The organism is Natranaeroarchaeum sulfidigenes, assembly GCF_017094485.1.
Classification (GTDB): domain Archaea; phylum Halobacteriota; class Halobacteria; order Halobacteriales; family Natronoarchaeaceae; genus Natranaeroarchaeum; species Natranaeroarchaeum sulfidigenes.
This window is the reverse complement of sequence record NZ_CP064786.1, coordinates 609,748-631,577: the sequence shown is the minus strand read 5'-3', so window position 1 is coordinate 631,577 and position 21,830 is coordinate 609,748. Positions and strand designations below refer to the sequence as shown.

The 21,830-nt window shown below is 61.4% G+C and carries 22 protein-coding genes; 14 read left to right on the top strand and 8 right to left on the bottom strand.

The genetic code is table 11. The features are described 5' to 3' along the window. Nucleotides 1-11 precede the first annotated feature (11 nt). From AArcS_RS03180 to AArcS_RS03140, 8 genes are all read left to right on the top strand, one after another. Nucleotides 12-725 carry a DUF47 domain-containing protein gene (locus tag AArcS_RS03180; protein WP_238478977.1) on the top strand — a complete coding sequence of 238 codons (714 nt, stop codon included), beginning with the start codon at nt 12-14 and terminating at the stop codon, nt 723-725. 212 nt (nt 726-937) lie between these two features. Beyond that, complete coding sequence (locus AArcS_RS03175) at nt 938-1,759, top strand: hypothetical protein (RefSeq protein WP_238478976.1); 822 nt, start codon at nt 938-940, stop codon at nt 1,757-1,759. 81 nt (nt 1,760-1,840) lie between these two features. Then, the gene (locus AArcS_RS03170) at nt 1,841-2,485 is read left to right on the top strand and encodes a helix-turn-helix domain-containing protein (protein ID WP_238478975.1); all 645 of its coding nucleotides are present in this window, start codon (nt 1,841-1,843) and stop codon (nt 2,483-2,485) included. A gap of 84 nt (nt 2,486-2,569) precedes the next feature. Further along, a complete protein-coding gene (locus AArcS_RS03165) occupies nt 2,570-4,852 on the top strand; it encodes a molybdopterin-containing oxidoreductase family protein (RefSeq protein ID WP_238478974.1) in 2,283 nt (760 codons plus the stop codon). Then, nucleotides 4,849-5,460, top strand: coding sequence for a 4Fe-4S dicluster domain-containing protein (locus AArcS_RS03155; protein WP_259372675.1), 612 nt, complete (start codon nt 4,849-4,851; stop codon nt 5,458-5,460). The genes AArcS_RS03165 and AArcS_RS03155 overlap by 4 nt, the downstream gene beginning before the upstream one ends. Continuing rightward, nucleotides 5,450-6,553 carry an NrfD/PsrC family molybdoenzyme membrane anchor subunit gene (gene nrfD / locus AArcS_RS03150; protein ID WP_238478973.1) on the top strand — a complete coding sequence of 368 codons (1,104 nt, stop codon included), beginning with the start codon at nt 5,450-5,452 and terminating at the stop codon, nt 6,551-6,553. The genes AArcS_RS03155 and nrfD overlap by 11 nt, the downstream gene beginning before the upstream one ends. A gap of 37 nt (nt 6,554-6,590) precedes the next feature. Further along, nucleotides 6,591-7,313, top strand: a complete 723-nt coding sequence (locus AArcS_RS03145; protein ID WP_238478972.1) for a molecular chaperone TorD family protein — start codon at nt 6,591-6,593, stop codon at nt 7,311-7,313. A 2-nt stretch (nt 7,314-7,315) separates the two neighbouring features. Beyond that, entirely contained in the window at nt 7,316-7,711 is a 396-nt protein-coding gene (locus AArcS_RS03140; RefSeq protein ID WP_238478971.1) for a helix-turn-helix domain-containing protein, read from the top strand. Nucleotides 7,712-7,719: 8 nt separating this feature from the next. On the opposite strand, the gene AArcS_RS03135 is transcribed toward AArcS_RS03140, so the two are convergent. Next, nucleotides 7,720-8,280, bottom strand: a complete 561-nt coding sequence (locus AArcS_RS03135; protein WP_238478970.1) for an NUDIX hydrolase — start codon at nt 8,278-8,280, stop codon at nt 7,720-7,722. Between the two features lie 187 nt (nt 8,281-8,467). Between AArcS_RS03135 and AArcS_RS03130 the strand changes: the two genes are divergently transcribed. Next, nucleotides 8,468-9,475, top strand: a complete 1,008-nt coding sequence (locus tag AArcS_RS03130) for a substrate-binding domain-containing protein (protein ID WP_238478969.1) — start codon at nt 8,468-8,470, stop codon at nt 9,473-9,475. Here the strand turns inward: AArcS_RS03130 and AArcS_RS03125 are convergent. The 4 genes from AArcS_RS03125 to AArcS_RS03110 form a co-directional block, all read right to left on the bottom strand. Continuing rightward, nucleotides 9,472-10,242 carry an ABC transporter ATP-binding protein gene (locus tag AArcS_RS03125; protein ID WP_238478968.1) on the bottom strand — a complete coding sequence of 257 codons (771 nt, stop codon included), beginning with the start codon at nt 10,240-10,242 and terminating at the stop codon, nt 9,472-9,474. The genes AArcS_RS03130 and AArcS_RS03125 overlap by 4 nt on opposite strands. 2 nt (nt 10,243-10,244) lie before the next feature. Then, nucleotides 10,245-11,045, bottom strand: coding sequence for an ABC transporter permease (locus AArcS_RS03120; RefSeq protein WP_238478967.1), 801 nt, complete (start codon nt 11,043-11,045; stop codon nt 10,245-10,247). A 4-nt stretch (nt 11,046-11,049) separates the two neighbouring features. Next, entirely contained in the window at nt 11,050-12,150 is a 1,101-nt protein-coding gene (locus AArcS_RS03115; RefSeq protein WP_238478966.1) for an ABC transporter substrate-binding protein, read from the bottom strand. Nucleotides 12,151-12,268: 118 nt separating this feature from the next. Further along, nucleotides 12,269-14,446 (bottom strand): CARDB domain-containing protein, encoded by a 2,178-nt coding sequence (locus AArcS_RS03110; protein ID WP_238478965.1) that lies wholly within the window; start codon nt 14,444-14,446, stop codon nt 12,269-12,271. 202 nt (nt 14,447-14,648) lie between these two features. Between AArcS_RS03110 and AArcS_RS03105 the strand changes: the two genes are divergently transcribed. Beyond that, complete coding sequence (locus tag AArcS_RS03105; RefSeq protein WP_238478964.1) at nt 14,649-15,407, top strand: VOC family protein; 759 nt, start codon at nt 14,649-14,651, stop codon at nt 15,405-15,407. Between the two features lie 103 nt (nt 15,408-15,510). Here the strand turns inward: AArcS_RS03105 and AArcS_RS03100 are convergent, their stop codons facing one another. The 3 genes from AArcS_RS03100 to AArcS_RS03090 all read right to left on the bottom strand — a co-directional run bounded on the left by AArcS_RS03100 (nt 15,511) and on the right by AArcS_RS03090 (nt 19,159). Next, nucleotides 15,511-16,569: an ATP-binding protein gene (locus AArcS_RS03100; RefSeq protein ID WP_238478963.1), complete on the bottom strand. Its 1,059-nt coding sequence runs from the start codon at nt 16,567-16,569 to the stop codon at nt 15,511-15,513. Nucleotides 16,570-16,759: 190 nt separating this feature from the next. Beyond that, the gene (locus AArcS_RS03095) at nt 16,760-17,956 is read right to left on the bottom strand and encodes an orc1/cdc6 family replication initiation protein (protein ID WP_238478962.1); all 1,197 of its coding nucleotides are present in this window, start codon (nt 17,954-17,956) and stop codon (nt 16,760-16,762) included. A 522-nt stretch (nt 17,957-18,478) separates the two neighbouring features. Next, nucleotides 18,479-19,159 carry an RNA 2'-phosphotransferase gene (locus tag AArcS_RS03090; protein ID WP_238478961.1) on the bottom strand — a complete coding sequence of 227 codons (681 nt, stop codon included), beginning with the start codon at nt 19,157-19,159 and terminating at the stop codon, nt 18,479-18,481. A 75-nt stretch (nt 19,160-19,234) separates the two neighbouring features. Between AArcS_RS03090 and AArcS_RS03085 the strand changes: the two genes are divergently transcribed. From AArcS_RS03085 to AArcS_RS03070, 4 genes are all read left to right on the top strand, one after another. Then, nucleotides 19,235-19,891 (top strand): HAD family hydrolase, encoded by a 657-nt coding sequence (locus tag AArcS_RS03085; RefSeq protein ID WP_238478960.1) that lies wholly within the window; start codon nt 19,235-19,237, stop codon nt 19,889-19,891. A gap of 139 nt (nt 19,892-20,030) precedes the next feature. Continuing rightward, nucleotides 20,031-20,495: a nucleoside deaminase gene (locus tag AArcS_RS03080; protein ID WP_238478959.1), complete on the top strand. Its 465-nt coding sequence runs from the start codon at nt 20,031-20,033 to the stop codon at nt 20,493-20,495. Nucleotides 20,496-20,611: 116 nt separating this feature from the next. Continuing rightward, on the top strand, nt 20,612-20,761 hold the full coding sequence (locus tag AArcS_RS03075; protein ID WP_238478958.1) for a hypothetical protein: 150 nt from the start codon (nt 20,612-20,614) through the stop codon (nt 20,759-20,761). A gap of 195 nt (nt 20,762-20,956) precedes the next feature. Then, nucleotides 20,957-21,808, top strand: coding sequence for a class 1 fructose-bisphosphatase (locus tag AArcS_RS03070; protein ID WP_238478957.1), 852 nt, complete (start codon nt 20,957-20,959; stop codon nt 21,806-21,808). The last annotated feature ends 22 nt before the right edge of the window (nt 21,809-21,830 follow it).

The window sequence follows — 21,830 nt, the reverse complement described above, 5'->3', positions numbered from 1 at the left end:
ACTGCGACAGGATGCCATCAGATGTCGACTTCGGGGAGCAACTCGAAGCCCATACCACCGACTACCTCGATCGATTCGAGGACTGTGTCACGCTGTTGCCGGAGCTGTTCGATCAGTACGCAGCCGGCGAACCGACGGACGAAACCGTCGAGCGGATCGAAACGCTCGAAAGCGACTGTGACGATATCATACACGATATCAACGCCGCGATCACGAACGCCGGTCCCGGCGAGATGGGGCTGTTGAACTCCCGGATCCACTACAACGCCTCCGCTCTGCTGGAGTTCTACAAGAACCTCGATACGGTCGCGAATCTCGCAGAACGGATCGCCGACGAGCTCGTGATCGTCAACCCGCCACACGACAACGAGTGTTTCGAGGGGCTCCACGAGCTCGCCGAGCACACGATTGAGGCGGTCACGGTGCTCGAAGAGGTCGTCGCCCAGTTCATCCACGCACTCTGTACCACCGACGCGTCCGTCTCACTCGTCGACGGAATCGATCGAGTAAGCGAGATCGAGAGCATCTGTGACGATATTCGTAACGGCGTGATCGAGCAAGCCTTCGCCGACGACGCGATCGAACAGCCGCTGGTCTACCGCGAGTTCGCCATCCTCCTCGACGAACTCCACAACACGATGGAAGACGTCACCGACCAGATCATCATCATCGCGAGCAACGAGCAAGGGATCGTCACGGAACCGAAACCCGCAGACGACGAGTAATCGACGTTCACAGGTCCGACGACACCGGGTTGCTGGATCAGCAAACATTATATTCCCTTGCGACGAACTGACATTTATGTCCCGCCTGATCAAACTGCTGCTCGTGGTCGCCGTAGTCGTCGCGCTCTGGAAACTACTGTCTACCGAAGAGGAAATCGACGTCGAATACAGCTGAACGAACCACTTACCCTTCTCGCCGCCTATCCGTGCGTATGTACGGCGTCGTCACGCGCAACGAGGAAGAGCTCGGCTGGGCGGAGTTCGACCGGGCGTTCCACGAGGTCAAAGATGTCACGGGTCGGGCCACCGAACCAGTTCCGAACGCGGTCAATATGGTCTCCTGTTTCGGGGACAACGCCGCTGCAGAGGCCGAGCCATCGCTGGTGCCGGTAAGCGAGGACGGCAAGCGAGCGACCCGTGATCAGCCCTACTTCGACTGGGCCTATATCTGTCCGACACAGCCGGAGTACCGGGAGGGACTATTAGAGATTATCGAGGAGTGTGCCGCGCTCGGGGAGGTCCGACTCGACGACGTCGGCTTCCCCCGCGAGGGGTACTGTCACTGCGAGCGCTGTGATCGGCTGTTCGCCGACAGCGAGTTCGAGGACCGCCTCGCGTGGCGCGCCGACGTCGTCACCGAGTTCATCGAAGAGGCTTCGGCACTCGTCGACGGAAAGACGTATCTGACGCTGTATCCCGATCCCTATCCCGGCCATCTCTACGAACGAGCGGGGATCGACGTCGACGCACTGGCCGAGCACGTCGACGAGTTCGTCATTCCCCTGTACGATATGGCCTATTCGACGACCTACTGGCTGGAGACGATCGCGAAGGGCTTCGAGTCGCTGCTGGAGACGCCGTTCAGCGTCGAACTCTACGCCGTCGACATCGACATCGACGAGCTGATCCACGCCGCCGAAGTCGCCGACGCATACGCCGAGGCAGTCCTGTTCGGCTACGACGCGAGCAACGCCCGCGCAGCGTTGCGACGAATGCGTGCCGACGACCGCGACGGCGTCAGTCACGGGCCGTAGCTGCCCGACCGAACGATCACTATTAAACACCTGTAATATGGGGCTTTACTGATACCCCTGTGGGGAACAGTACAGTATCATATGAGTTCGCTCTTTCCGGGTGCTGAAACGCTCGATCTCTACGTCGAGCTGGAACTCGACCTTCCCGGCACGCATCCGTGTGCGATGCGGAAGCTCGGTTCCCAGGAGGATACGCTCGACTCCGTTTCCCGCCGTAGCGACGGGAACAGATGCTCGCTAACGGTCGAGGGAGCACCTAGTGACAGAAACGAGGCGCGAATCGAACAGGTCGAACAGCCCTGCCACGAGGGGCAGTGTTACTACGAACTCCTCGATCGTGATGGGTTCAGTGCCGAGATTGCGGCCGTCACCGAAACCGGTGTTCGGGTGGAGGCACACGTTCGGTCCCGCACGATACTGACGGAGATCGTCGAAGACCTCTCGGCGATCGGTGATGTCACGGTCCAGAAGTTGGCCCAGCACGGGACCGACGCCGAGCTGTCCGACCTGCGAACGATCGATTTCGGCATTCTCACCGAGTTAGAGCAGCAGACGCTACAGCGAGCGGTCGCAGACGGCTACTACGACCAGCCCCGGACGACATCCCTGGAGGAACTGGCCGAGCAGTTCGATATCTCGAAAGGGACCCTCTCCCAGCGGCTGCGATCGGCCGAGCGAAAACTCGTTCTGGAGGCGGCCTGCGATAGTTTTGCCGAGGGGACTTAAAGAGCCTCACAGTTAGGAGTGACCCTCTGGGTAGTCACGTTGTTACATACTACCGAGGGAAATCATGAACCGAGGTGGCAGTAGATGAGCGAGGGGGAATCGAACTCAGTACGGCGGCGGACGTTCCTCAAGGGCTCTGCCGGAGCGCTCGCAGCCGCGGTCGCTGGCTGTGTCGGCCGTGGAGACGAGGAGTCCGCCACGGCAGCGAACCGACAGACGGTCCACAACAACTGCTGGATCTGTCGGGCGAGCTGCGGGCAGGAGGTCGTCCTCGAAGACGGCGAGGCTGTCGATCTCACCGGCGTGGATGGTCACCCGAAGGCCAGCGCCGGGGCCGGGACCGAGGGAACGCTGTGCTCGAAAGGGCTCGCCCAGCTCGATAAGACGTACAACCCCAACCGGATCACCCGCCCGTATATCCGCGAGGACGGTGACTTGCGCGCCGCCGACTGGGACGAGGCGATCACGTACGCCGCAGCACAACTCGAAGCGTTCAGTGAGGAGCACGGTCCGGAGAAACTCCTTCGCTACCAGGGCTATCCCCTCGGTGGCGATTTCCACGACCTGCTCTTCCGGGACCTGTACGGCGCGCCGCTGCAGGTCGGCCGCAAAACGACCTGTCACGGCCCCTTTTCTGATTCCTGGGAGTGGATGGCCGGCTACGGCCGCGAGTGGCCCGACTGGAAGAACTCGGAGTTCATGATCGCGTGGGGGCGGAACCCGATAGAATCGTTCCGCGGTCAGTGGGAGCCGAAAGCGATCATGGAGACGATCGAGGAAAACGACGCAACGCTCGTCTGCATCGATCCACGGTACACGAAGACGGCCGAAATCGCCGACGTGTGGATCCCGATCGAACCGCGGACCGACGGAGCACTCGCGCTCGCAATGGGCCACGTCATTATCGAAGAAGAGCTCTACGACGAGGAGTTCGTCGAGGAGTGGACTCACGGCTTCGGGGCATACCGCGACGCCGTCGCCGACAAGACGCCCGAGTGGGCCGCGGAGATCACCGATGTCGATGCCGAGATTATCAGGCAACTCGCCGTCGGCTTCGCCGAGGCTGCTCCCAGTTCAGTTGCGTTCCCGTGGACCGGCCTCGCGTTTCAGGGCAACGGCTTCAAGAACTGCCAGAACGTCCACGCGCTCAACGGGCTGGTCGGCAACATCGATCGGGAGGGCGGCACCCGCCACTGGCAGTCCGGCTTCTCGCTCGCCGACCCGTTCGAGGAGCGAGGTATCGACGTCCCGGCCAACCACGAGGATCGGCCCACGCCGGACTACGACGACTATCCCTACCAGCGCCACATCCGCGACCTCTCGCACAACGCGGTCCCCATGGCGGTCGAACGCGGCGACATCCGTGGCTTTGTCAACAACTGGTCGGCCCCGCTCAAAAGCGGTAACAGTGACGCGTGGGCCGAGGCGCTGGAGGCGATGGATCTCGTGATCACTGTCGACGCGTTCTGGAGCGGGGTCAGCCGTCGCGCCGACGTCGTGTTCCCCGCCGCGTCGACCCTCGAACAGCCCTTCCTCGATGCGGGTGGGGACGGCTCGTACAGCGAGTCGGGCTGGGTCACCGCCTCGAACGCCGTCATCGAACCGATCGGCGACTGCCGGACCGACTACGAGATCTACAGTGCGCTGGCAGAAGAGCTGGGCTGGGGCGAGTACTTCCCGTGGGAGGATGCCGCGGAGTTCTACGACGAGCAGCTCTCGGGTGTCGGACTGTCGTTCGACGAAGTCGCCGAACAGAGCTACGAGATCGTCTCCGACGTCGGGTACGAGCAGTGGCGCGAGGACGGCTTCGACACCGAGACCGGGAAGTTCCAGTTCGATCTCGACGTCGTCGACGACTACGCCGCCCTCGCCGAGGAGACCGGTGCGAGTACGGCTCCGGAGTGGCACCCGCCGGACGACGACCAGTACGGCGAGACCACCGACGAGGAGTACCCGCTGTTGCTGACCGACGGGTTCGTCGAGCAGCTCTCCCGTGGCCACTGTCAGGCCCTCGACGAGGCAGTCGAGGAGTATCACGACCGGTTTGGCTTCCGATACGAGGAGTACGACGGAAACTTGCTCCACATCAATCCGGTCGATGCGGAGCCTCGCGGCATCGAAACCGGCGATCGAGTGCGGGTCGAATCCCCCGACGGGGCGGTCGAGCTGGTTGCTCACGTCTACGAGGGCGTCCGCCCGGGGTGGCTGTTTACCGTCGCCGGGTTCGGCGAGTACTCGATCGCCCCCGATCAGGCCGGGGCGAACATCATGACGATGAACACCGAACGACACGTCGAGCCGGTCTCCGGACAGACCGATCGGAATCATCCGGTCGAAGTCGCGCCCGCCGGAGGTGACGGCGTATGAGCCAGTGGGGCTTTTATTTCGATCCCGACAAGTGTATCGGCTGTCACGCCTGTACGCAGGCCTGTCAGGTTCGGAACGATATCGACCCTGACGAGGGCGTCACGTGGCGACGGGTCGAACACGTCGGCGAGGGCGAGTTCCCGGACTACGAGGAAGTCTCGATCTCGATGAGCTGTTACCACTGCGGCGAGCCCGAGTGTCGGGACGTCTGTCCGACCTTCGCCCTCGAAAAACGGGAGGAAGACGGTATCGTCACCGTCGATCAGGACCGGTGTATCGGCTGTAACTACTGTTCGTACGCCTGTCCCTACGGCGCGGCCCAGTTCGGCGAGAACGAACTGGTCCAGAAGTGTCACGGCTGTCTCGGCTCCGGGGCCGGAGACGGGCACGGTTCCCCACCGCGTGAGGAGTCCGACACGGCGCGGGAGACGCCCGCCTGTGTCGATAACTGCGTGACGGGAGCGCTCGATGCGGGACCGATCAACGAGCTGATCCGCGGAGCTTCGGAAGAAGCGGCCGAGGAGTTCCAGGCGGACGAGGGAGGTCCGGCGCTCGTCCTCGAACCCGCGACCGGAAGTACTGCGGAGGTGAACGGCGATGATGGATAGTCCGGACGGGCTCGTCTGGCTGACCCAGCAGGAGTACGGCTGGTACATCGCCGCGTATCTGTTCTTCAGCGGGCTCGCCGGCGGTGCGTATCTGACCGGCTTTGCCGCCGATCTGTTCGGCTGGCGCTCGGGCGATGAGGCCACCGAACAGTCGATGCGTGCGATTACGCAGTGGGGCGTCATCCTGGCACTCGGCGCCGTCGCAGCGGGCATGTTCTTCCTGCTGTTCTTCCATCTCGGCGCGCCGCTCCGGGCGATGTTGTTCCCGGTTCTGTTCGTTAACTTCGGCTCGTGGCTCGTGATCGGGACCTGGATCATCGTGTTGTTCTCGATCGTTGCGGTCCTGCAGGCACTCTGGTTGCTGTGGGACCCACACAGGCTGACGGCGACCGGGCGCGTTCGCGGTGGACTCACCGGCACGAGTGCGTTCCCCCGGCGGATCACCGCGTGGATCGAGACGCGCGGTGGCGTGCCGATAGATACGTGGCTCACTCGGCTGGCTGCCTGGACCAATCCAGGGCGAACCGGACGGCTTGCCCTTTCCGGCGTCGGCTCGGCGCTCGCGCTCGGGATGGTCGCGTACACGGGGCTCAAACTCGGCTACGTCTCGGCGACCACGCCGCTTTGGGACGGGACCTTGCTTCCGTTCCTGTTCCTCGCGAGCGCGCTCTCGATCGGGCTGGCAGCCACGATTGGGGTGACGGCCCTTTTCGAGGGAATCCACGGGACGAAGGTGACGACGTTCAGCATCGCCGACGATGTCATTATTCTCGGCGAAGTCGTCGTGCTGGTCCTGCTGCTGGCGACGCTCGCCTCCGGTGGTCCGGGTGCAATAGCCGCCTTCGAGTTGCTGACAACGGAGTACGGACTCCTCTTCTGGGGCGGCGTTGTCACGATCGGGCTCGCGCTTCCGCTGGCGCTTTCGGTCCTCCTGATCGCCGTCGAGCGGCGGGCCGACGTTCACACCAGCGAACGACTGGGTCAGCTCGTCCGCGGTGCCTACACGATGAAGTTCAGCTTTGTCGTACTCGGGGGCGTCGCGCTCCGCTATCTGGTCATCGCTGCGGCCTACAATGCGCCGCTTACAACCTGAGCATCGGCATTCGACTACCCCCACTATCACACTACACATGTCCAAACGATACACGAACAACGATCACGACTCGTATCGACACCCCGCTGTGAGCGCGGGCGACCTGACTGACCGACGCGGGACGTGGGTCTCGTTATACACGCTGCTCGCGGAGGGGCTCAAACACCCCGACGATCGACTGCACCGTGACGTCCGGGAAGAACGCTTTGCGGACGAGCTGGCACGACACGCCGATGAGCTCGGTATTCCGTTACCCGTCGAGCCCGGCGACCCCACGCACGCGCCGGAGACGCGCGCCGCGTTCGACAGCGAGTACATCGCCCTGTTCGAGGGGCTTGCCATACCGTACGCACCGCTGGTCGAGTCGGTCTACCGGCCCTGGCGAGCCGGCTGGTCGAGCGACGGGTTGCTGTCGGGACCGCCGGCAAGCGATATGCGGGACCGATACGACGCCGCAGGTGTGTCGATCCCCGACGCCTACGAAGCGGATCATCTCGCACTCCTGCTGGAGTATGCGGCTGCACTCCTGGAGTCCGGAGAGGACGCCGCATACCGAACGTTTGTCGATCAGCATCTCGACTGGTTACCGGCGCTCCGCCGTCTCGTCGACGACGCTGCTGCGGATGCCCCGTTCCACAAGTACTGTGTCGTCGCGGTCTGTGAGACGGTCACTACCGCCAGACGGCGGCAACGGCTGCCCGTTCCGGAGCCGGAGCAGGTCGACGAACAGATCGAGAGAGCGAGTACCCACGTCGAATAACGATGTCACACCAACGTTCCACCGCTGGAACCGCAGTCGAGCCACCGACAGCACACGTTAGCTTCTACGTGTCCGTCGTGGATGGGGAACGAGCCAGAGACGTGCTGGGGCATCTCACGGACTGTCTCGGCGAAGCGGACCGATACACCGTGCGGTGGGCGGAGGACGTCCAGTCGAATCCGGTATTCAGTCCGACAGCTCCGGCCGCGGATGCCGTGACCGACACCCAGTTACGCGCCGCCCGACTTGCGGTCGAACGTGGCTACTACGACCGGCCAAAGTCCGTCAGTCTCGACACGCTCGCAGAGGAGCTCGACGTCAGCCCTTCGGAGGTCTCGCGACGACTCGGAGAAGTCGAACGCAAGCTCGTCAGATCGCTGGTGGAGTATCGTGGCTGATCCGACGGTCAGGAGAGCACCCGGTCGCGCCACGCGAGGATCTCTCCCCGGTCCCGTGTATCCGCCGGCAGTTCGTCGAACCAGCGCGCGTCGCTGATCTCCTCGTCGGGGTCCTCGATATCGATGGCCGTCGTCTCGGCCTCGGCAGCAAAGATCGGCAGCACGCCCCACGTCTCGGTGGCGCCACAGCGAACCGTCACGTCGGCTCGAAGTGCGAGCCCGTCGTACGACGCCTCGATTCCGGCTTCCTCGCGAAGTTCGCGGCGGGCTGTCTCCCGAAACCGCTCCCCACGGTGGCCACAGCCACCCGGGAGGACCCACCTGTTGGCATCCTCGTGGTACACCAGTAGTAGTTCGCCTGACGGGCGGTACACGATCGTCTGTGTGCCGTACGGCGTTCCTGACTGCTGGATCCGCTCGACGAGGGTCCGGAAGTGGTGTCGGGAGACGGTCCGAGTGCGCTCGTAGCAAAGCGTGGGCTCGTACCGGCTGTCGAGGTCATGAGCGGCCTGTTCTGCGCGCTGTGTCGCCTGATCCGCGAGATACCAGAGGCTATCAACTGTACTCATATCTGGAGAGTATCGTCTCGTGGTCGGGACTACACGATCGCAATTCGGGATGGAGGGTGCCGTTCATACCCCGTATACTGACCCCATTCGTGAATAGATTTCGGTGACAAACAGACCGTGCTCTACCTATTTTCGACAGTTGAAAACCGGCTGCTCGTTTTATTGCGGTCCGTCGTTGATCGCTACTATGACGCTCGAACTTACGCTTAGCTGTGATAACAGCGATCTAAACCGTGCGCTGTTGAACGGGGAAGTCGAACCGGACGGGATCGATCTGATGACGACGGTGACGTATCCGCCGAAACGTCATCGGGACTTCTTTCGTAACCAGCATGTAGACATCTGCGAGGTCGGACTCGCGTCATACCTCTCCTCACGCGACAGCCCAGAGGAGTATCCGTTCACAGCAATTCCGGTGTTCCCGAGCAAGCAGTTCCGGCACGCCTTCTTCTATACACACGCAGACGCCGATTTCGACGACGTATCCGATCTAAACGGTGCTCGAATTGGAGTCCAGTCGTGGCAGACGGCAGCAAACGTGTGGACGCGTGGAATCCTCGGCGAGCAGTACGGTCTCGATCTCGACTCCGTCGAGTGGTACCGTCGACGAGAAGATGACGTTCCGGTCGAACTGCCGGAACGGTTCGAGATCCAACCGGTCCCCGGTGTGCAGGATGGGGATGCGATCGAGGAGCCAAAGGACATGCAACGAATGCTAGCCGATGGAGAACTCGATGCGGCTATGGATCCGTCTGAGACCCTCCTTCGGGCCGCTGCGGAGTCAGAAGAGATCGAATTCGTCTTCGATGAGCCACGCAAAGAGGAGCGTGCATACTTCGAGGACACAGGCATTCATCCACCGATGCACGTGATTGCCATTCGGGATGAGCTCCTCGATACTCACCCTTGGGTCGCCCGCAGTGTTTACGACGCGTTCTGTGATGCGCGTGATCGCGCGCTCGAATGGAACGAACGCCCGCTGTATCATATGTCAATCGTCTGGGCACACCTGTATCTGATAGATGAACGAGAGCTGTTCGGCGAGGATCTCTGGGAGTACGGCCTCACTGAAAAAACCCGCAGAGAGCTCGAGACGTTCAGTCGGTACGCTGCAGAACAGGGACTTGTCGAGCAGTCGTACGATCCTGGGGATCTCTTTGTCGATATCGATACAGAAAGAGCCGGACACGATTAGGTCGATAGGCCCAGTTCGCTCCGGAGAATCCGTTTGAGCTCCTGAAACTCCGCAGATCCCTCAATTTCGACGCGGCGCGACCGCCGTGGGCGGTCGAACGGGACAGCAATCTCTCTGGTGATCGATGTCGGCCGACAGGAGAGCAACAGAACCCTGTCAGCGAGGTACAGAGCCTCTTCGAGGTCATGCGTAATATACAGGATCGTCTTCGCTTCGGTCTCCCACAGTTCCAGAAGTTTGGTCTGCAGTTCGCTTTTGGTCTGATAATCCAATGCGCCGAACGGTTCGTCCATTAACAGTACATCTGGATCCGCAGCAAGTGCTCTGGCAAGACCCACCCGCTGTTTCATTCCGCCGGAGAGTTCTTCTGGGTAGCTCGCCTCAAATCCATCAAGCCCGACACGTGTTAGCCAATCCACAGCGGCGGTACGGGCGGCCGTTCCCTCTTTGCCCTGCAGCACGAGCGGAAGCGCCACGTTGTCGACAACGGTCTTCCACGGCAGGAGTGCGTACTGCTGGAACACCATCGCAACATCGCCTGATGGTCCGGTAATCGGGTCATCATGTACCCGGATCGACCCCTGATAGTCGTTGCCGATCCCGGCGAGTAGCTTGAGAATCGTTGTCTTTCCACAGCCGGAGGGGCCAAGCAGAGCGACGAACTCACCATCGTCGACTCCAAACGAGAGGTTTTCCAGCACAGCAAGCGCATCCTCACCGGAGCCATAGGACTTGGTGAGGTTCTCGACGGTAATTGCCTGTGTCATCGTTATGCACCTCCGTTACCGTACTGCCAGTCAACGATGTGTCGCTCAAGTGCAGTTACACTCCCGAACAGCACCAGTTGTGTGATCGATACCGCAGCGATCCCGGCGAACATCTCCGCAGTCGCCATATGGTTGTTGTACGTCAGAATAAGGTGGCCAATCCCCTGCGAGCCAGCAAGAAACTCGCCGACGATGACGCCGGTAAACGAGAGGATGACACAGATCTTGATTCCGGCAAACACCGCTGGGAGGGAAGCGTACAGGTAGACGTGAACGAACACCTCACGACGGTTCGCGCTGAAGCTTTCTAGCATCTCTATTAATTCGTCGTCCGTAGATTTGAATCCGGATAGCGCGTTGACGACCATCGCGAAGAAGCTGATCAGATAACTGATTACGACGATAGTGGGAAAGCCGAACCCAAACCAAACGATAAACAGGGGTAGCAGCGCCACGACAGGGATCGAACGAGCGATGATCACGTACGGGTAAAACGTCGTTTCGAGCACCGATGACTGAGCCATCGCAACCGCCATGAGATACCCGGAGACGATTGACAGAGTTGCGCCGAGTCCGAATGCCTGCAGGGTAATGAGGAGTTGCTCGGCAATTGTCCCGTAGTTCTCGACGAATGCGCCCGCAATTGCGGATGGGGGCGGTAGAATAAATTCCGGAATTGCCATTGCAGCCACGATCAACTCCCAGAACACGAGGATACTGATAAAGACGGCTGCGGGGAGAGCGACTTCCGACGGGACACGGAACGAAGATACGTCGGCGACGTATCGGTCTCCGGTAGCCATCGTGTCACTCGATCTCTCTGTCGTATGTCGATTCGAGTTCCTCGTAGTAGATCTCGGCAGTATCGGTCGACAGTTCGGTGTTCTCTTGGATGAACTCGTTTGTGTATGTATCCTCGATGGGAATCTCACCCTCGATATAGTCGATCGATGTCAGAACGTCTCGGGTGTTTTCCATCTTTTCTGCAGGGATCCAACCTTTTCCGCGCTCTTCTCCTATCTCTCTGGTCGGAACTCGTGATTCGTAAATGTAACCGAGGGTCTGTCGTTCGAGTTCCTCGTCGAACTCAACGACCTGTTCGCGATGAGCATCGATCACTGCCTCGAGGTCGGTCACGAATGAGCGGTGTGCTCGCAACCAGCCACGAACGAACCGACCGACGAACTCCGGTCGATCAGTAACGAGCTCATCTCGTGTAAAGAGGCAGACGCCGAGATGGTTGAGTTCCGTAGCTATATCGAGTGTATCGACGTCGTACCCCTCGTTTTCGAGTCGTACCTTCGACTGCGGCCAGTAGGAGATGTTCGCATCGAGTTCCCCTTGCCGTAGCAAGGTATTGTGGGCTCCGGGCTGGACATCCTGGAACTCGACGCCGTCGGGATCGGCACCGTTTCGCTGCATTGCGATCCGTACAAGATCCCCTTGAATCGACCATGGGAACACACCGACGGTTTCCCCTTCTAGGTCGCTCCACGAGCTAATACCGGCATCATCGAGGGCGACGACACCGTCCATCGGTTCAAGCACGTGCCCGATCATCGTCAGATCCGCACCTTCCTCGATTGCCTGGAGAACCGCTCCCGTATCTGCGTTCCCGAACTCGTCTTCACCCTGATTGACCGACTGTACCGCCGCCTGTGAGCCGGAGGACTCACGAAATTCGACACTCAGGTTTTCTTCCTCCCAGCTTCCGAGAGCGATTCCTCCATCGTTGACCGCCGATGCGAGTCCCGACCGTTCGAATCGGTGACGGTACGAAGCGGACTCGGTGTCGTCACCGCCGACCGCATCGAGACAACCAACAAGCGATACCGTCGATGCGCCCGCCGCAACACCGAGAAACCTCCTGCGGGACGTAGCGAGCGATCTGTCGAGGGTAGTCTGCATCCTGGTTACAAATTTTTTGTAACCAATAAATAAGGCCCGTGCCGATTTTTGCTATCTGAGAACCGATAAAGGCGGATATTAGCTTCTTCCCAAGCGCTGGCAGCGAAATCCACTCTCTCTACCGATCGGTACGAAACACGTAGCTCGATGCGCCAAGCAGTGCAACCACCACGAGCACCGACAGGACGCCGACACCGAGCGAACCGTCACCCAGCTCGGCGATCAGTCCTGCAACGCCACCCGCTGTGACCCGAATGCTCACCGTCTGCGCTCCGGTGCCGTCGTCGACGGTGATGCGCTGAGTACCCGTTTCGTCGAAGCGATGAGTCGCCACGACGGTCGTTTCACTGTCGGCGTCGAGATACACGGTCGTTTCCTCGATTGTCTCGCCGCCCGTACGAATCTGGACGTCTGCCCGGCCCGGAAGCGGATTGTCGTTGGTTACGGTCGCCGAAACGGTCACGTCCTCGCCAGGGGTGACACGACCGGGTGAACGTGTCACGTCGGTCACTCTGGCCGTTGCGGGCTCCTCGACGATCACGCGGCGCTGGTCGTCGCCGAACGCGACGGTCCGCTCGCCCTGCTCGTCGAACCGATGAGAGACTTCAGCAGTCGTGCGTTCGCCCGGATCGAGCCGACCGGTCGTCCGGTCGACGATCTGCCCATCGACGCGAAGCCGTGCCTCGTAGTTGCCAGCGCTATCACCGGTGTTCTCGACGATACCGTCGATCGTCAGACGCTCGCCCGTGACGACGGTGATCGGGTCCTCGTCGCCGATCGATCGGTCACGATACTCGCCCTCGACACGGATTCCGTCGGCGTCGTCGGGTAGCGAATAGCCGATCCGCGCGGGTGAGGTACCGAAAGCCGCGGCGTGTTCGTCGCCCGACCAGACGGCCGCAGTCTCGCTCGTCGTCGTCAGCCGCCGGGCGGTCTCTCGTGGCTCCTCGCCGCCCGCCGAATCGACGTAGTCGAGGAACGCATCGCTGTCGACGGGCTCGGAGGCCTCGTTCATCCGGCCGAACGGATCCTGCAGGCTCGCACCGCCGTCGGTTTCGAGCCTGAGCTGTCGGTCGATCTCCCCCGCGGCCAGCGCGCCCTTGTTGTAATCGGTGCCTCTGGCCCAGCTATCGGGGTCGGTGAGGACGGCGTCAGCGTGGCGCTCGTGTGTGCCGGCGTCGAGTCGCGCCTGAAACTCCGAGAACTCGATGCGGTCCTCTTCGAGAGTGAGCAACGCGGCGTAGTAGGTTGCTGTCGCCTCGGTGAACCACCGCGCATCGGGGTCGGCCTGGTAGCCCTGACGGGTATGGACGTACTCGTGAACCCAGACGTTGTCGGCCGTGTCGAGGACCTCGTTGTCCCGCACCCAGAGGTCTGCGGCACCGGTCTGGAGGCCGCGGACGCCCCACCTGACCTCGCCGGTCGGCACCGCCAGCATGAACACCTCGTCGTCACGGCTCCCGACCTGCATCGCCTCCGAGGCGTGGCTCACGGATGCGAAGATCTCGTCGGGCTCTTCGGCGAGGTCCGCGGCCTCCGGGACGACGAGGTCGAACTGCTGTCCGTGTGCCTCGTGGGTATGGGTCGTCTGCTCGCCGAGGAAGGCGATCCTGTCACCGGATGCGCCGGGACCGTCGATGCTCGTCGAGCGTTCGAGCCCCACGGGCCCGCCGCCGCGCCAGCCCCAGCTGTGGGAGAGGCGTGGCTGTGCCATCACCGTCCAGTCCTCGGTGTCGGCGAAGATGTAGGTGCCCGGTCCAGCGATCGGGCCATCCTGCTCCAGTTGCTGATTGACCGACATGGTGTATCTGATCGTCGGGCGCTCGGTGCTCCCGTCCCAGACGTACCGGCCGTCCTCGCCTTCGGTGAACCCGTCGGCCTCCTCGACGTTCGCCTCGTCGAAGAGCCGGACGTCAAGCGAGGCGAGCCGCTCCGGAACCCGATACTGGAGTTCGACGCCGACCTCGCCGGTCCGGTCGGGACGCTGGGAGAGTGCAACGTCGAGTTCGATTCCATCAGTAGGATCGCCCTGTACCGTCTCGGCCGCGCCGTGGTTGGCGACGCCATCAATGGAATCGTCGTCGAGACCGTCGACCTCCTCACCGTGTGCCACGAGGGCGTCAGCAGGGGGATCGGTGTGGGTTCCGGTGGTGAGTGACTCGTTGGTCTCGACACTCTGGCCGTGATCGCCTGCAGTCGTCTCGATACCCGAACCGCCCGCGGCTACGACGGCCACGCCGCCAGCCGAAAGCGTGACCGCGAGCACTGCAATCAGGAGAAACGTTCGCCAGTTCACTGTTCCGATGGAAGGAGTACGGTAACTTTAGCTTACTGCCCGTATCGACGCTTCAGAGAACTACTATGATTTTCGAAGTAATAACTTCGATGATTGTATCATAGGTCTCGCGGACGGACAGTATCCCCTGTCGACGATTTCATACCGGCATACCGGTTCCTGATCCAGTACGTTATTGACGGTCGACGACAAAATCGTAGATATGGACGGAACACTCGACCACGTGATGATGCGCACCGAGGATCTGGATGCCGCGCTGGAGTTCTACCAGACGCACTTCGGCTACGAGGAGAAGGGCCGCTGGGACGCCGACACCTTCACCAACGTCCATCTCGGCCCCGAGGATATGCACGAGGATGGCGCGACGCTGGAACTCACCTACAACCACGACGGGCGCAGCTACACGATGGGCGACGCCTGGGGCCACATCGCGGTCCGCGTCGAGGACGTCTACGAGGCCTACGAGGAGCTGATGGACGCTGGCGTCGAGGACTACCGCGACCCCGACTCCTGTGGCGGGAGCTACGCCTTCGTCAAGGACCCGGACGGCCACGAGATCGAGATCGTCGAGCGCGACCACGGCGCGCGCTGGAGCCTCGATCACACGATGGTTCGGGTCGAAGACGCCGACGCCGCGATCGGCTGGTACGCCCGCAAACTGGAGTACGATCTGTTCCGGCGCTCCGAACACAGCTCCTTTGCGCTGTACTTCATGAAGCCCGAAGACGCGCCCGACGAGGCGATGTCCGTCGAGCTTACCTACAACTACGACGGGCGCAGCTACGAGATGGGCGACGCCTGGGGCCACCTCGCGGTGCGGGCCGACGACCTCCACGACGACTGGGAAACCCTGCTCGAACGCGGCGCTGAGGACTACCGCGATCCCGAGTCCTGTGACGACCGTTACGCGTTCACGAAGGCCAACGACGGCCACGAGGTCGAAGTCATCCGGACGGACTGATCCCAGCGAGGCACTGGGCTTTCGACCGCTTGCGGATCGGACGCCATTTTTATCGACAGCACTGGACAGCGATCGGACTGAGCCTTGCCTGTGATCACTGATTTCAGTAGTCGGTAGTCGCCAGTTCACGCGCGCTCGGACTCCCACCGCCGTGGGGGGTGTCCCGGAACCGGACCTGTGCGGCGTGGATCGTCTCTGTCGCGTCGTCGATCACGACGACTTCGCCGGGCTCAGTCGGCAGCCGTTCGTCCAGTGACTCGTTCATATACGTCGGCTGGGCGGCGGTCAGCGCTTCGAGGTCGGCCTCCGCCGTCAGTCGGTGGGAGATCAACACGTCGGACTGGGAGATGGCGATCTCCGAGACTGCGCTGGGTCGCTGGGTCGCCAGCACGAGGCTCACGCCCGGCGCGCGCCCTCGTGTGAGGATCGTATGCAGTGCGGGCTGGCCGACGCCGCCGAAGAAGGTATGTGCCTCGTCTATCAGCAGCCACGGCAGTCGGTCGATCGACTCGTCGACCCGGGCTCGATACAGCGCCTCGCCGACACCCCGACAGACGGCGTTCATCGGCGCGGCGGAGAGCCCCGATAGATCCAGGACAGAAATTTCCGTCCCCGAAAGCACCGCGGCGTCGAGCCCGTTGGGATCGAAGACGCCCCACGAGTCCGCGAGGTCGATGTGGTTCACTGCCGCGCGGACAGCGTCGGCCGGCGCGTCGCTTGCCTCGACGTGTCGGGCCATTCCCGAAAGCGTACTCGACTCCTGGGCGGCCTGCCAGACCAGCCCACCGGCCCCGCTTTCGGGCGACAGTCCGAGCAGTGAACACCACGAACGCGGGTCGAGCGTGTCCGCGGAGACCGCCGGGGCGTCCAGCACCTCGACCGGTACCGGGTCACCATCTGCCCCGTCGCCGAGCGTCCCGAACACGCCCATCGGGTCGATGACTACCGGCGCGACGCCGGGTGCCCGTGCCAGTTCTTCGGCGACGACCCCCATGGTAAACGATTTGCCGTAGCCGCGTTTCCCCACGATCAACATCGCGTGTGGGCCGTCAAGATCCACGTGTAGCTTTGCCCCTTCGCTGCCGTCGAGCGCGCGGTACTGGCCGAGATAGCCCGCCTGCCGGGGCTCGGCGTCAGCACCGCGACCGATGACGAAGCTCATGGCCGGGTGTCGTGCGTAACCGGGTTTGAACGTTCGGACGTGGAGCGGAGACACACACCACCTTTCCGGTGGAACGCTTGCTCTGCGTGACCTCACAGATATGGGAGACACCGGCTTTCCGGTGAAATACGTGTGAAGGCACCGCGACGAGACGGATGGTAGAACGGCCCCGCTGGGAGAGCGGTCTGCGTCACTCGATGTTCACGAGGACATCACGGACGACTTCGGGATCTTCTAGCAGTCGGTGTTTCGTGAAGTTGCCTTCCGCGCTGCCGCCCGAGTGCCGGGACTGTTCGAGAACGTCGAGGAACGCGTGTTCTTTCAGCAGGTCGCGTACCCGCCGTAGTGAGAGGGGATCCGAGCCGACGTCCTCGCAGAGCTGTTCGTAGACATCGTAGATCGCAGTCGTACGGAAGCCGTCCTGGTGGGGTTCGTTGAGCGAAAGGTGGGTCAGCGCCTGCAGGACGTACCGTGAGTGAGGCGTCGCACCGCGGATCAGCTCGCGGAACCGGTCGGTTTCGGCCTTCTCGCGGGCGTCGGTGACGAACTCTTCGCGGACTGTTTCGGCGCTGTTCGCCTGTGCGATCTCACCGGCATACCGCAACATATCGATGGCCTTCCGGGCATCGCCGTGTTCCTGGGCCGCCAGTGCTGCGGCCCGTGGAATGACACCGGATTCGAGCACGCCGTCGCGGAACGCGTCCTTCCGCGCGTTCATGATCGATCGGAGCTGGTTGGCGTCGTACGGCGGGAAGACGAACTCCCGTTCACAGAGGCTGCTCTTGACGCGCTCGTCCATCCGGTCTTTGTACTTGATCTTGTTGCTGATACCGATAGCACCGATCTTGCAATCGTCGATCTTGCCGGCCTCGCCTGCCCGCGAGAGCTGCATTAGAATCGAGTCGGATTCGAGCTTGTCGATTTCGTCGAGAATTACGAGCACGACATCGTACTGGGCGTCGAGAATCGACCAGAGGCGTTTGTAGTAAGTCGCTGTGCTGATCCCCTTGTCCGGGATCGAGACGCCGGTTTTCTCGGCGTCGTTAATCGACGCTGCGAGTGACTGGACTGCTTGCGTTTCGGTCGTGTCCTGCGAACAGTCGATGTAGGCGTAGGTAATCGTCACGCCTTCCTGGTCGGCCGTCTCGATCAGGCGTCTGGAGACGTGCTTTGCACACAGGGACTTTCCGGTCCCCGTCTTCCCGTAGATCAGCAGGTTGCTCGGGCTCTGTCCGAAAATAGCGGGATTGACGGCGTTGGCCAGCGACTGGATCTCGTCGTCGCGGCCGACGATCCGGTTCTTCTCGGGGAGGTGGTTGATCTCCAGTAACTCCTTGTTGGCGAAGATCGGATCCTCCCGAGTGAACAGCTCGTCGTCTGCATCCATACGCACCACACCGTGTTTCCGGTGAAAGTAGCTTCCGTTTTCGGAACAGTCGTGCACGAGAGACACCACGTTTCCGGTGAAAATGGGGTAACGGGAGTAGTAACTGGTCTGAAATAAGAAGCGGCGGGCTCGTCCGGCAGTAGAGCGAGTAGAATGCCGATCGAGGAGGAGACAGGATAGAACAGACCTCTATTCGTTCCAGCCACGGAACGACTACTCGTCGCCCCACTCACCAGTCGCCGATTCAGATAATGGACTGTACTCAATACCATTAGATAAAACTTATGTAAAATGTGAATGATTATTACGTCAATCCTATCGCGGAGTCGTCACTCTACTAGTTATCACCGTCTGTAGTCAGCCATATTTCACCGGAAACCCGGTGTGTGTCTACATGGAAACCCGGTGTGTGTCTACATGGCAGGTAGTTGAGGTGTGCTGCCAGACGTGACTCCCACCATCTCTCTACTCTACCGGAAATCCGGTGTGTTTGTACTCTCCACAGGCCTACCACCGCCGTCCTCACGATTCGTTTCCGCTGACATCCTCAAGCCCCGGAAATTCCAGATACTCCGACGCAACCCGATCCGTCGTATAGACGTCCTTTCCCCGCTTGACGATCCGCTGGCCGTCCGCTTGCAGACGTTCGGCATCGACGACCAACAGGACCGGGTCATCAGTATGACGCCCACCCACCGACAGCGCGGCCGCTCGCGTTCCCGAAAGGTGGACTTTCTGGCGGTTCATCGGTTTGAGCCCCTCTGTGAGAATCGAATCGACGTGTCGCGGCGCAGTGCCGTGGTACAGCGTGTCCGGTACCGGCGTCTCCTCGTGGTCAAGATCGACGTCGACAGAGTGGCCGTACGCAGCACGAATACGGCCCCCAGAGCGACCTACCCCGGCCGTGTAATCCCACTCGAAACGCCCCTTCGGATCAGTTAGTACGACCGCTTCGACGTGTTCGCTCACCGCCCAGCCGTACCGATCCGTGACCACATCGATAACTGAATCGAAGGCTGTCCAGCCGTGCGTGTCCAGTTCCAGTCCGACATCAGCCGGGAAATGTCTGAGCGCGCCGCTGAGGAACTTCGAGAGCTGCGTCCGGCGACCGCTTTCCAGCAGAACGTCAAGGGCTTCCCCGCAGTCCGGGCAGGTCGTCCCCGAGACGTAGCCGTGTCGATCACAGACTCCTATATCGCTCATAATCGGGAGTAACCAGTGCGATGTATTTCCATACCGCGGTGAAAGATTTATCCCGCCGACCACTCAACACCATACATGACCTACGATACCGTCGTCTTCGACAACGACGGTGTCCTCGTCGAGCGAACCAGCTTCGAGATCCTTCGGGACGCGACCCACGAAACCTTCTCGCAGTTCGGTGTGACCGACATGGACGCCGATCACGTAGACAGTATGACAGTCGGGGCGACCCCCGCGGACGTCGAGTACATCTGTGGCCAGTACGATCTGGTCCCCGACACGTTCTGGCGCGCGCGGGAGGACGCCCTCGCAGCAGTCCAGAAAGACGAAGTTCGAGCGGGCCGGAAGACGCTGTACGACGACATCGACACACTGGCTACCCTCGACGTCTCGATGGGGATCGTCAGCTCGAACCAGCAGGAGACCGTTGACTTCGTGCTCGATTACAACGACATCCGCCATCGGTTTGGCGCGGCCTACGGGCGCGAGCCGACGATCGAGAGCCTGAAACTTCGCAAGCCCAACTCACACTATCTCGACCGGGCGCTAGCCGATCTGGACGCCGACTCGGCGCTGTTCGTCGGCGACAACGAGTCGGATATTCGAGCCGCACAGAACGCCGGGATCGACTCGGCGTTCATCCGTCGTCCACACCGTACCGACTGGGAACTCAACGTCTGGCCGACGTGGGACATCCAGTCGCTTGAGGATCTGCATCGGATCTGTAGTTGAGGTTGGAGCGACTGTCCGGTAGCCTACCGCTCAGTTTTGATGGGCTCCACAATGATCCCATCGGGGTCGGTATCCGCGACCGTGATCTCATCGCTGGTTGCCACGTGTATTTATTGGCCGACCCCCCTACTATCGGACAATGACTGACAGTGCTTTCGACGAGTTCGATCACGACGCCCACATGCAAGAGGCGCTCTCGCTCGCCCGCGAGGCGGCGGCCCGTGGCGACGAGCCCTTCGGCTCAGTACTGGTCCGGGACGACGAGGTGATCATGGCCGAATCGAACCGGGTGAATACGGAGAATGACCGACGCCGCCACCCGGAGTTGCATCTGGCCTATCGGGCCTGTCGGGAGCTGACGCCCGAAGAACGCGCCATTACAGTGATGTATACGAGTACGGAGCCGTGTCCGATGTGTGCAGGTGGGATGCGAGCAGCTGGATTCGCGCGAGTGGTCTACAGCGTCGGCGGCGACGAGCTTGACGACCTTGCTGGGAAAGCTCCACCGGTACGGTCCGCGGCGATTCTCGACGACATCACGACCGTTGTCGGACCAATATGTAACGGAGCAGGCCGGAATATACACAAAGAGTACGGATGGTAAGTTCCGACTCCGCGCTTCGGGCCCCGTTCACGGCTGCCCCGTTTCCCACAGTCGTCTTGCGAAGAGCGGACAGTTGTCTGACTGATAGTTAAGTAAGTGTACTCTCATTCCCGAGTATGTGGTTGTTCACCCGGCTTCGACGGTGGCTGTCGTCACCACAGGAGGGAGAGCCTGCCAGTCGGGGGGCCTCCTCGGAACGCTCCTTCGAGATGGAAACCGACGATTTCGTCGTGATCCCCGTTCGTGAGGAATCTGACGGTCGGTGAGCACGTAGCGATCATTTCTGATCTCCTCTAGCTGCTCGGGGCCACCCTAGAACGCGGGCTGCAGCGGGTACCAACCCGTATCAGGTCGTGTTGCGCGTTTGAATGTCAATTGATATTAACTAGTATGATAAACTGGCACAACCTATGCATAGTTAGAATGGATATTAGAACCGACGCCTGCAGCCAGAGAGAACAATGAAAGCGATGGACCAGATCGTACAGACGATCCAACAGACGGCTCACTACGTGAACACGAACCTTCCCAACCACGCTCAATCACGGGTTAGCGTAAACGCAAGCGGTGATAAACAGACGGACGCCGATGTTTGGGCCGATCACCTGTTTTTCGACAAGCTCTCGGCGCTCGATGCTGTCGGGAGCTACGTCAGCGAGGAGCGTGACGCCGCAATCGACTGTGGTGAGGGCTACGTCGTCACGATCGATCCGCTCGATGGCTCCTCGAACCTGGCCTCGAACAACTCCGTCGGGACGATCGTCGGCGTCTACGAGGCGGAGCTACCGGCCACCGGTAGGGAACTGTGCGCCGCGATGATGGTCCTGTATGGCCCCTACACCACGATGACGGTTGCTCGAGATGACAGGGAAATCGTTCAGGAATATCTGCTGCGCGACGGGTTCAGTGAGCGATGGGGCGAGTTCTCGCTCCCGGACGACCCGAAGGTTATCGGCCTCGCCGGAAAGAAGTACGCCCGCTCGGAGGGGTTCAATGAGCTCGCCAAAGAGCTCGAACAGCATCTAAAACCACGGTACGGCGGCGCAACGGTCGCCGACCTCGCGCAGGTGCTGGAGTATGGTGGACTGTTCGGCTATCCGGCAACCACGGAGTATCCGGACGGCAAACTCAGAGTCTATTACGAAGCAGTGCCGCTTGCCTATCTGGTAGAGGAAATCGGCGGACGATCTACCGACGGCACGCAATCGTTACTCGATGTGGAACCCGACGGACTCCACGCGCGGACGCCGACGTTCCTCGGCAACGAGGACCTGATCGAGCGGGTCGAGGCCCACATGGGTGACGGTTCGTGAACAGACTGGGAGCTGCACGCAG